Raw genomic sequence first — 11,024 nt, 5'->3', positions numbered from 1 at the left:
TAGTTTTTACTGCGGATTACCCAAGGTCGTTGCCAAAAGCTGCTCCAAACTCGCCGCTTTTGGCCGTACCAGCCAAAACCTGCGTAAATATTCCGGCAAATTGTCGCGGATGGTTTTACCCCATTGGCTGCCGGTCTCAATCACATACTCATCCAGCACGCTGTGCAAATGCGTACGCCAGGCTTCCATGGCTTCGCCGGTGATGCGCTCTAATGCCACTAATTCTGGATTCACGCGGTCGAAAAAGTCGTTGTCCAAATCCAGTACATAGGCGACGCCGCCGGTCATGCCCGAGCCGAAGTTGTGACCGGTTTTGCCAAGGACGCAGACGAGGCCGCCGGTCATATATTCGCAGCCGTGATCGCCCACGCCTTCGACAACCGCATGCGCGCCGGAGTTGCGCACGGCGAAACGTTCGCCTGCGCTGCCTGCCATAAATAGCTTGCCGCCGGTGGCTCCGTATAAACAGGCGTTTCCGGCGATGACGGCGTGCTGGCTTTTAAAGGCGCTGCCTGCGGGAGGAGTGAGGACAAGTTTTCCGCCGCTCATGCCTTTGCCGACGCCGTCGTTGGCATCGCCGGATAAATAAAGATGCAGTCCGGTGACGTTCCAGACGCCAAAGCTTTGTCCGGCGCTGCCGGTAAAGTGAAAGGCGAGTGCTGCATCAGGCAGGCCGCGGCTGCCGTGTGTGCGGGCAATTTCGCCGGAAATGCGTGCGCCGATGGAGCGGTCAAAATTGTGAATATCCAAATGCCATTTTCCACCGGTTTGGTTGGCAATCGCTTCGCGCGATAACTCCAGCATTTTCTCGGCCAGTATCCCAGGATCAAACGGGGGGTTGCGCTCAACCTGGCAATACTGGGCTTTGCCTGCCAGTGCGGGATGATCCAACGCGAGCAGCGGGGCGAGGTCGAGTTTGTTTTGACGGGGGTTTTCGCCTGCGATTTGTTCAAGTAAGTCGGTGCGGCCAATTAAATCCTGCAAGCGGGCAACGCCCAAGCGGGCGAGGTGTTCGCGGGTATCCTGGGCAAGAAAGGTAAAGAAATTCATCACCCGTTCGGCGGTGCCGACAAAATGGGCGCGGCGAAGGCCCTCGTGTTGAGTCGCTACGCCGGTCGCGCAGTTATTGAGGTGACAGATGCGCAGGTATTTGCAGCCCAAGGCAATCATCGGCGCGGTGCCGAAGCCGAAACTTTCTGCGCCCAAAATCGCGGCTTTGATCACGTCAAGGCCGGTTTTCAGGCCGCCGTCGGTTTGTACGCGCACTTTGCCGCGCAAATCGTTGCCGCGCAGGGTTTGGTGGGTTTCGGCCAGACCCAATTCCCACGGGCTGCCGGCGTATTTGATCGAGGTCAAGGGCGATGCGCCGGTGCCGCCGTCGTAGCCGGAAATGGTGATGAGATCGGCGTAGGCTTTGGCAACGCCTGCGGCAATGGTGCCTACGCCCGCTTCGGCCACGAGTTTCACCGAAACCAGCGCGCCCTGGTTGACCTGTTTCAAGTCATAAATCAGTTGCGCGAGGTCTTCGATGGAATAGATGTCGTGGTGCGGCGGTGGGGAAATCAGGGTCACGCCGGGGACGGCGTGGCGCAGGCTGGCGATGAGTTCGCCGACTTTGTTGCCGGGGAGCTGGCCGCCTTCGCCGGGTTTTGCGCCCTGGGCGACTTTGATTTGCAGCACTTCAGCGTTGACCAGGTAATGCGCAGTCACGCCAAAGCGGCCGGTGGCGACCTGTTTGATTTTGGAGCCGCGTACTGTGCCGTAGCGCGCCGGGTCTTCGCCGCCTTCGCCGGAATTGGAGCGTGCGCCAAGGCGGTTCATGGCCTCGGCCAGAGCTTCGTGGGCTTCGGGGGAGAGTGCGCCCAGGGAAATTCCGGCAGCGTCAAAGCGGCTCAGGATACTTTCGACGGGTTCGACTTCATCCAATGGCAACGGCGCGGCGGCGGGGCGTACGCTCAGTAAATCGCGCAGCATGGCCGGCGGGCGCTGATCGACCAGTCCGCAGTAGTCTTTGAACGCGGCGTAGTCGCTGTGATTGACGGCGTGTTGCAGGGTTTGCACCACATCTGGATTCCAGGCGTGGTATTCGCCGCCGTGGACGTATTTGAGCAGCCCTCCGGCGGGAATGGGTTTGCGTGTGCTCGCCGCGTCACGCGCGAGTTGCGCCTGGCTCGCGTGCAGCTCGGCAAAGCTCGCGCCCTGAATGCGGCTGGCAACGCCCGGGCAGCAGAGTTTGATGACCTCATCCGCCAGTCCCACGGCCTCGAACAACTGTGCGCCGCGATAGGAGGCAATGGTCGAAATGCCCATTTTCGAGAGGATTTTGAGCAGCCCTTTGGCAATGCCTTTGCGGTAGTGCTTGAATATTTCGCGCGGCTGGCCGGTAACTTCGCCGCTCTGGCACAGGTCAGCGAGGACGGCGTAGGCGAGCCAGGGGTAAACCGCGGATGCGCCAAGGCCAATCAGCACGGCGAACTGGTGCGCGTCGCGTGCGGTTGCGGTTTCGACCAAGAGGTTGCAGTCGCAGCGCAGGCCAGTGGCGACCAGGCGCTGATGCAACGCGCCAGTGACCAGCGCGGCGGGCGCGGGCAGGGCGCCTTCGCGCAGATGGCGGTCGCTGAGCACCAGCAGGCGTTGACCGGCACGGACGGCGGCGACGGCGTTGTCGGCCATCTGTTCGATGGCGGCTTGCAGGCCGATGTCCGCCGCGTAGTGCATATCGATGATGTGGCGCTGGAACATCGGGTGCTGCAATTCATTCAGCGCGCGCCATTTGGCCGGGGAAATCACCGGACTGGACAGCATGATGCGCTGCGCGTGTTCGGGCGTTTCGGCAAAGATATTGCGCTCGCCGCCAAGGCAAATTTCCAGCGACATCACCACCGCTTCACGCAGCGGGTCAATCGGCGGGTTGGTGACCTGGGCGAATTGCTGGCGGAAGTAGTCGTAGGGTGAGCGTACCTGCTGCGAGAGCACCGCCATCGGCGTATCATCGCCCATCGAGCCGACCGCTTCTTGCCCCTGCGCGGCCAGCGGGCGCAGCACCTGCGCTCGCTCCTCAAAGCTGCATTGGAACAGCTTCATCGCGTGTTTCAGGCGCTCGGGCGCGGGGCGGGTCAAATCGGGGTCGGCGTCTTCATCCTCGTTTAGTTGCGCATGGATGCGCAGGCGGTTCGATTGCAGCCACTGCCGGTACGGCTGGCGTGATTTCAGGCGCTGGTCGATGTCGGCGTTACTGAGCAGCTCGCCGGTTTGGGTATCGAGCAGCAGGATTTCACCCGGACCGACGCGGCCTTTTTCCAGCACGTCCTCTGGTTGATACGGCCACAGGCCGATTTCCGAGGCGAGCGTTATCCAGCCGTTTTTGGTCGTTACCCAACGCGCCGGACGCAGGCCGTTGCGGTCGAGCACACAGGCGGCGTGGCGGCCATCGGACAGCACGATGCCCGCCGGGCCGTCCCAAGGCTCCATGTGCATGGCGTTGTATTCGTAGAACGCGCGCAAATCCGCGTCCATCGTCTGCGCGTTCTGCCACGCGGGCGGGATAAGCATGCGCAAACTACGCGGCAACTCAATGCCGCCGGTGGTCATCAGTTCCAGCATATTATCGAGGCTGGACGAATCGGAACCGGTGCGGTTGACCAGCGGGCCAAGTTCATCGAGGTCTGGAATGCGCGTATTGGCGAACTTGCCGCGCCGCGCCAGCACCCAGTTGCGGTTGCCGGTGATGGTATTGATTTCGCCATTGTGCGCGAGCAGGCGGAACGGCTGCGCGAGCTTCCAGCGCGGGCTGGTGTTGGTGGAAAACCGCTGGTGAAAGACGCAAATGGCGGTTTCGAGGTTTGGATGGCTTAAATCGGGATAGAACGCGGCCAAATCCTTGGGCATCATCAACCCTTTGTAAATCAAGGTCTTGTGCGAGAAGCTGACGACGTAATGTTCCGTATCGGCGGCATTGGCCTCGGACGAGCGGCGGCGAGCGCTGAACAGTTTGATGGCGAAGGCTTCATCACTTAAACCGTCACCACCAATAAACACCTGCTCGATGTGCGGGAGAGCGGCGAGCGCGAGCGGGCCCAGCACTGAGGTATCGATGGGGACTTTGCGCCAGCCGATGAGGGTTAAACCGGCGTTGATGATTTCGCGCTGCATATTGGCGCGCGCGATTTGGGCTTTGGCCGTGTCGGGGTTGAAGAAAATCATGCCGACGGCGTATTGCGCGGGCAGTTCGGCATTGAAACAGTTACGGGCGATTTCGCGCAAAAAGCGGCCTGGTTTCTGCATCAGCAGCCCGCAACCATCACCGGTCTTGCCATCGGCATTGATGCCGCCGCGATGGGTCATCCTGGTGAGCGCGGCAATCGCGGTTTGTAAAAGCTCATGACTGGCCTGACCGTGGCGATGCGCAATCAGGCCGAAACCGCAGTTGTCTTTGAAGCTGTCGGGGTGAAACAGGCTAGCCGTTTTCATCAGGTTATGTCTCTTATTTAATCAAGGGCATAGGCTTGTTCGCCGTGCAGATGATGGTCGATACCGGCTTCTTCGACTTGCGCCGGTACACGAAGGCCGGTTAAGGCTTTTACCAAGGCGGCAATGGCGAGCGAAACGACAAAGGAATAAACCACCACGCCTAATACCGACAGCATCTGTACCAGCAGCAATCCCGCATGGCCACCCATGAACAAGCCATCGTTAAAGGCAAACAACCCAAGCCAAAGCGTGCCTATCACTCCGGCGACCAGATGCAGGCCGACCACATCGAGCGAGTCGTCAAAGCCCAGGCGGTATTTCCAGTCAATCGCCAAGGCGCAAGCGCCGCCAGCCACTGCTCCTAGTGCCAGCGCCCAAAGTGGCGATAGATTGGCCGCTGCCGGGGTAATGGCGACCAGTCCGGCCACAGCACCGGAGGCGACTGCGACTACGCCGGGTTTTTTACCGCGCAGTGTATCGATAAGCAGCCAGCCCAAAATCCCGGCAGCGGGCGCGGCAATAGTATTGAGCACGATAAGGCCGGCTACGCTCGCCTCAGTCGCGCCGCCCGCGTTAAAGCCTATCCAGCCAAACCAGAGCAGCGCCGCACCAATGGTGACCAGCGGCAGACTGTGTGGTTTGGCGGCACCGCTGGCAAAATCACGCCGTTTGCCTGCCATCAGCGCCAGCGCCAGTGCGCCCGCCCCGGCATTGATATGGATGGCGGTGCCACCGGCTAAGTCAATCACTTGCGGCGTACCCAGCCAGTCGCCCAGCTGGCTAATCCAACCACCGCCCCAAGCCCAAGCGGCTACGGGGAAATACACCAGCGTTGCCCAGAGTGCGGCAAATAGCATCCACGAACCCAAGCCTACGCGGTCAGCTATCGCGCCGGAAATCAAGGCGGTGACAATCATGGCAAAGGTCGCGGCAAAGGCGAGCGCGATATAGCCATCCGGCGAGGTCGCAAGCAGTCCAAAGTCTTTTAAGGGACTGCCGACAAACCAGCCGGTTTCACCTTCGGCCAGATGACTCATGCTGTAGCCGAATAAAATCCATAAGCAAACGACAATGCCCATCGCGCTAATGGAAAACAGCATCATATTGACGACCGAACGCACTCTAACCAGTCCGCCGTAAAACAGCGCAAGGCCGGGCGTCACTAACAGCACCAGCGCGGTGCTGACCATCATCCAAATCGAAGTCGCTTGCATAACCGTTCTCACTTAAATCAAAAGGGAAAGGGCAAAGCAGTCAAGGATGTGGATTTAAAGCGGTGGCGCGTTGGAGCGCGCTAAAGGTAAGGATACAGCCGCGCAAATCATCCAAACATTCACTATCGACATGGCAGTTCTCGCTTGGTTTATCGGCAGACCTTTGGGGCTAGCCAACAGGCACAGTTAATCAAGGTCGTCTAAGCAGACGATGGCTTGTCTTAAGTTAAAGCAATGGGGAAAACCAAACGAAGCGCTCTAATAGACTGCTAGAGCGCACCGCCGCAGAACACGACGGCTTGACCGACTATAGGGCAAAACGGTTTTGCACGTCTATCAGCAACCAGTACCTTGCGCTATTGTGCCGCAGCCCCTCTCCCCATCCCCTCGCCCGCAAGGGATGGGGAGAGGGCTGAAAAAAGCTAGTGCCTATCCATCCCCAATTTTTTTTCAAGGTAATGGATATTCACCGCGCCGCGCACAAAGCCTTTGTCGCGCACCAGGTCGCGGTGCAGCGGGACGTTGCTTTTAATGCCGTCGATAACGATTTCATCCAGTGCGCCACGCATGCGCACCAGCGCTTCATCACGGCTAGCGCCCCAACAAATCAGCTTGCCAATCAGCGAGTCGTAGTTGGGCGGCACCGCGTAGCCGCTGTACAGGTGCGAGTCCACGCGCACGCCGTTGCCGCCGGGGGCGTGAAAGTGCGTCACCTTGCCCGGACTTGGCATAAAGTTGTCCGGATCCTCGGCGTTAATGCGGCATTCCAGCGCATGGCCGCGAATCACAATATCGCTCTGCTTGATCGAGAGCTTGTTACCGGCGGCAATGCTGAGCATTTCTTTAACAATATCAACGCCGGTGACCATTTCCGTGACCGGATGCTCGACCTGCACGCGGGTATTCATCTCGATAAAGTAAAACCGCCCGTCTTCGTAGAGAAACTCGAACGTACCCGCGCCGCGATAGCCGATTTCAATGCACGCCTGCACGCAGCGAGCCTGCACTTCGGCGCGTGCTTGCTCGTCGATTTGCGGGGCGGGCGCTTCTTCGATGACTTTTTGATGACGACGTTGCAACGAGCAGTCGCGGTCGCCCAGATGCACGGCGTGGCCTTGCCCGTCGGACAATACCTGCACTTCCACGTGACGAGGATTGCCGAGGAATTTTTCCAGATAAACCATCGGGTTGCCGAATGCAGCGCCCGCTTCGGTACGGGTCAGTTCTGCGGATTTAATTAAATCCTCTTCCTCATAAACCACGCGCATGCCGCGTCCACCGCCACCGCCGGCGGCCTTGATAATCACCGGATAGCCGACTTCGCGGGCAATGGCGAGCGCCGCTTGCGGGTCGTGCGGCAATGGGCCGTCTGAGCCTGGCACGGTCGGCACACCGGCTTTTTTCATCGCGTCTTTGGCACAAACCTTATCGCCCATCAAGCGAATCACCGAAGCGCTCGGGCCGACAAAGCGAAAGCCTGAGTTTTCCACCTGTTCGGCAAAATCGGCGTTTTCTGCCAAAAAGCCGTAGCCTGGGTGAATGGCGCTGGCGCCGGTCAGTTCCGCTGCGGCAATAATCGCCGGAACCGACAAATAGGACTGCATGGCAGGCCCAGGACCTATGCAAACGGTTTCATCGGCGAGCGACAGGTGCATCAGGTCGCGGTCTGCTGTGGAATAAACCGCCACAGTTTTAATACCCATTTCCTTGCAGGCACGCAAAATCCGCAGGGCAATTTCCCCACGATTGGCAATCAGCACTTTTTCCAGTGACATAGGGAGCACCCGCTTAGGCGATGGTAAACAGGGGCTGGTCGTATTCCACCGGCTGGCCGTTTTCGACCAAGATGGACTCAATCACGCCGCTGGCTTCGGCTTCGATATGGTTCATCATCTTCATCGCTTCGACTATGCACAGGATGTCGCCTTTTTTCACAGTCTGGCCGATTTCGGCAAAGTTGGCCGAAGTCGGCGAAGCCGCGCGGTAGAAGGTGCCGACCATCGGCGAACGAATCACTGTACCGGAAAGTTTCGGCGCAGCTTCTGCCGTGGCAGACGCCGCGGCACTGGCAGCAACGGCCGGTTGCGCGGGCGCGGCAGCAGGCAACTGTGCATAAACCGTCTGCGCAGGCGCTTTGCCGTGGCGACTGATGCGCACGGATTCTTCGCCTTCGTGGATTTCCAACTCATCAATGCCGGATTCTTCCAGCAGCTCAATCAATTTTTTGACTTTACGAATATCCATCAGGCAGACACTCCAGGATTTTGAGGATTAACAGGATGACTTGATGCGAGCGTTTCCAATGCAGCGGCCAGCGCCAGGCGATAGCTGCCCGCGCCAAAACCACAAATCACGCCCAAGGCAATATCGGAAAAAAACGACTGCTGGCGAAACGCCTCGCGCTGGTGCACGTTGGACAGATGCAGCTCAATAAAGGGAATCGCGACTGCGAGCAACGCATCACGCAAGGCAATGCTGGTATGGGTAAACGCCGCCGGATTAAACAGGATAAAATCCACGCCTTCATGGCCGGCTTGGTGGATACGCTCGATCAACTCGTGCTCAGAGTTGCTTTGCAGGTGCAGCAACTGATGCCCCGCCGCTTGTGCTGCGCTTTGCAGCTCTTGGTTAATGGAAGCAAGGGTAATCTTGCCGTAAATTTCCGGTTCTCTACGGCCAATCAGGTTGAGATTTGGCCCGTGCAGCAGCAGGATGGTCGCCATCAATGGCTCTTCTCGCAAGAAAAAGCGCGACTATGCCGGATACCGGCTAAATTGTCCAGTTTCCAGCAGTAGCAAGCACGATAACCGCCACATAAGCGCAATTCGATACAAATTATTGCGCTTGTTCCAGTTTACGGACAAATTCGTCCGCACTGATTTCGCCGACAATACGCATATCGCGCCGCTCTTGGCCGTCTGCATCAAAAAATAAAATAGCGGGCGGGCCGAACAAGCGGTAGTGGTCTAGCGTGGCGCGTTGCTGTGGATTGCTCTCGGTGATGTCAAAACGTAACAACCGCCAGTCGGCAAGCTGTAACTGGATGGCTCTATCGGCAAAGACTTCGCGTTCAATGATTTTGCAACTGATGCACCAGTCGGCGTACCAGTCAAGCAGTACCGGTTGACCGGCGCGGCGCGCTTCGGCAAGCGCCTGTTCCAGATCCTGCGCGTGGGTAAACGTCTGCCACTGGCCGGTTTCAGCTGCCCCCGCCCAAGGTTTAAGCGGGTCTGCACCGCCGCGCCCTGCACCCATCAGCGCAAGGGCGCTGTAACTGATCAACAATAACGCGGCGGGGCGAGCAAACCATTTGGCCTGCGCATGCCAGCGGCGCAGCAGAAAAAACGCGCAGCCTGCCGCAAGCAATGCCCAGAGCAGCAGGGCGAGCGAGCCGGGTAATACGCGCTCCAACAGCCAGAGCGCAACGGCCAGCAGTAGCACGCCAAATAATTGCCGTACCAGCAGCAGCCAGTTTCCGGATTTGGGCAGCAGCGCGCCACCGCCAGCGGCGAGCAGCAACAAAGGCACGCCCATACCAAGACCCAGCGCAAAGAGTTTTAATCCACCGCCCAAGCCGTCGCCGCTGGCACTGATATAGAGCAGTGCCCCGGCAAGTGGCGCGGACACACAAGGCGAGACCAAGAGCGCGGAAAATAATCCAAGCCATGCCGCACCGAGCAGCGAGCCGCCTTGCCTGCGCCCGGCCAGTCGTTGCAGTGGAGCAAGGATGGCTTGCGGCAGGCGCAGTTCAAACAGGCCGAACATGGCCAGCGCAAACAGGACAAAAAACGCGGCAAAGGGCACTAATACCCAAGGCGATTGCAGCCGAGCCTGTAGATTTAAACTCGCGCCAAATAGTCCGGTAAGCACGCCCAGCAAGGCAAAACACAGCGCCATCGGCACGACATAGGCCAGCGAAAGCGAAAGCGCACGAACACCGCGCGCTTCGCCGCGCAATACGATCGAGGCGACAATCGGCAGCATCGGCAGCACACAAGGGGTCAAGGCCAGCCCCAGGCCGGCGAGAAAAAACAGCGCAAGCGACGACCAGTTCCAGCCGCTTTGTTCTGTGACCGGCGGCGCATTGGCGGCCTCTAACTGACCTATTGAAAGGCTTTGCGTCTGCGGTGGATAGCAAAGTCCCTTGTCGGCGCAGCCTTGGTAGCCCACTTGCAGACGGTACGGGCGCTCAGCCGGATTATTGAGCGGCAAGGTAAAATCCAGCACGCCGTAGTAGACCTCGACATCACCAAAGTATTCATCCGTTTTGGCCTCGCCATCCGCCAGAATAAGCTTGCCCGCTGCCAGTTCTTGAGGCTCGATCTGCACCTGCAAACGGTGGCGGTACAGGTAATAGCCTTCGGCGGCGACCAGTCTTAAGGTGACTTGCTCTGGCGTATGGCGCACCAGCGACAAACGGAATGCTTCATCCACTGGCAGAAAGTCTTGGCTGTTATCCCAAGTCCCGCCCAACTGCGGGCTGACTTTGCGTTCAAATAAATCGGCATGGGCGGGCAAGGCCAGCAGCAACAGCAAGAACCACAGCAGCTGGCGCATCGGGGCAATACAGTTTGATTTCACTTTTCTTCGTATCAGCAAGAGGCTTAAAAAACAGGCGTGCATGATACTGCACGACCCGCCGTGCGGCTATGATGGCCGCTTATCAAACAAAGGCGTATCGCCATAAGCCAATCATCACAGATGATGTAAAGTAGATTTCTATTTATCCATGATGACGGAAGTCCTGTCATAAGTAGCTCCTCACCCTCCAGGTAACCCAGATGAAAAACATCCTGCACACTCTATTTATTTCGCTCTTGTTTTTTTAATACCGCAAGCCGTAATGGCTGATTCACATGTTATATATGGCACTGATTCAGAGGTTATATATGGCCAATGCCTTAAAAAGGCAGAAGTCAATTTTGCCATGCGAGAATGCGCCGAAGAACATTATCTCAACTTAAAAAACCACCTCAACAAGGTATGGCAAGCATTAATCACTGAGCACAACAATGCGGTCAATGAAATGGATGAAGAAGATAGCCTGTATAAAGACGAACTTTTATCCTCTTTTCAGGATCTTCAGGAAGCACAAAAAAAATGGGAAGAGTATGAAGAAATCGCCTGCCGCTTTGCGGAAACATCACGTGATACCACTTATGCCGGCGAGTGCGGCCAACGGGTCATAAAGCAGCGCATTGAAATGCTGCTGTATGCACTTTGTCCAGGATATTCAGAGCATGAACTTTGTAAGGGTCTTAGGAAGCAAACATGTTTTTATGGCATGATAACTTCCTGATATGACTGGTAAAAATAGGTACTTCAAACGTTCGAAAATCA

Annotated in this window: 7 protein-coding genes; 1 reads left to right on the top strand and 6 read right to left on the bottom strand. The window is 57.7% G+C overall.

Annotated elements, in window-relative coordinates; all coding sequences use genetic code 11:
* Positions 1–6: 6 nt before the first annotated feature.
* The 6 genes from gltB to dsbD form a co-directional block, all read right to left on the bottom strand.
* On the bottom strand, positions 7–4,470 hold the full coding sequence (gene gltB / locus AXE65_RS12400) for a glutamate synthase large subunit (protein ID WP_068393052.1): 4,464 nt from the start codon (positions 4,468–4,470) through the stop codon (positions 7–9).
* Between the two features lie 17 nt (positions 4,471–4,487).
* Positions 4,488–5,684: an ammonium transporter gene (locus tag AXE65_RS12395; RefSeq protein WP_068393049.1), complete on the bottom strand. Its 1,197-nt coding sequence runs from the start codon at positions 5,682–5,684 to the stop codon at positions 4,488–4,490.
* Between the two features lie 422 nt (positions 5,685–6,106).
* Positions 6,107–7,459, bottom strand: a complete 1,353-nt coding sequence (gene accC / locus AXE65_RS12390; protein WP_068393046.1) for an acetyl-CoA carboxylase biotin carboxylase subunit — start codon at positions 7,457–7,459, stop codon at positions 6,107–6,109.
* A 13-nt stretch (positions 7,460–7,472) separates the two neighbouring features.
* Positions 7,473–7,928 (bottom strand): acetyl-CoA carboxylase biotin carboxyl carrier protein, encoded by a 456-nt coding sequence (gene accB / locus AXE65_RS12385; RefSeq protein ID WP_068393043.1) that lies wholly within the window; start codon positions 7,926–7,928, stop codon positions 7,473–7,475.
* Positions 7,928–8,407: a type II 3-dehydroquinate dehydratase gene (gene aroQ, locus AXE65_RS12380; protein WP_068393040.1), complete on the bottom strand. Its 480-nt coding sequence runs from the start codon at positions 8,405–8,407 to the stop codon at positions 7,928–7,930. Before aroQ ends, accB begins: the two co-directional genes overlap by 1 nt.
* A gap of 112 nt (positions 8,408–8,519) precedes the next feature.
* The gene (dsbD, locus tag AXE65_RS12375; protein WP_079214169.1) at positions 8,520–10,241 is read right to left on the bottom strand and encodes a protein-disulfide reductase DsbD; all 1,722 of its coding nucleotides are present in this window, start codon (positions 10,239–10,241) and stop codon (positions 8,520–8,522) included.
* A gap of 286 nt (positions 10,242–10,527) precedes the next feature.
* On the opposite strand from dsbD, the gene AXE65_RS12370 reads away from it, so the two are divergent.
* Positions 10,528–10,983 carry a lysozyme inhibitor LprI family protein gene (locus AXE65_RS12370; protein ID WP_068393037.1) on the top strand — a complete coding sequence of 152 codons (456 nt, stop codon included), beginning with the start codon at positions 10,528–10,530 and terminating at the stop codon, positions 10,981–10,983.
* Positions 10,984–11,024: the final 41 nt, after the last annotated feature.

Source organism: Ventosimonas gracilis, assembly GCF_001580025.1.
Taxonomy (GTDB): domain Bacteria; phylum Pseudomonadota; class Gammaproteobacteria; order Pseudomonadales; family Pseudomonadaceae; genus Ventosimonas; species Ventosimonas gracilis.
The sequence above is the reverse complement of the archived record's forward strand: the minus strand, read 5'-3'. Positions and strand labels throughout refer to the sequence as shown.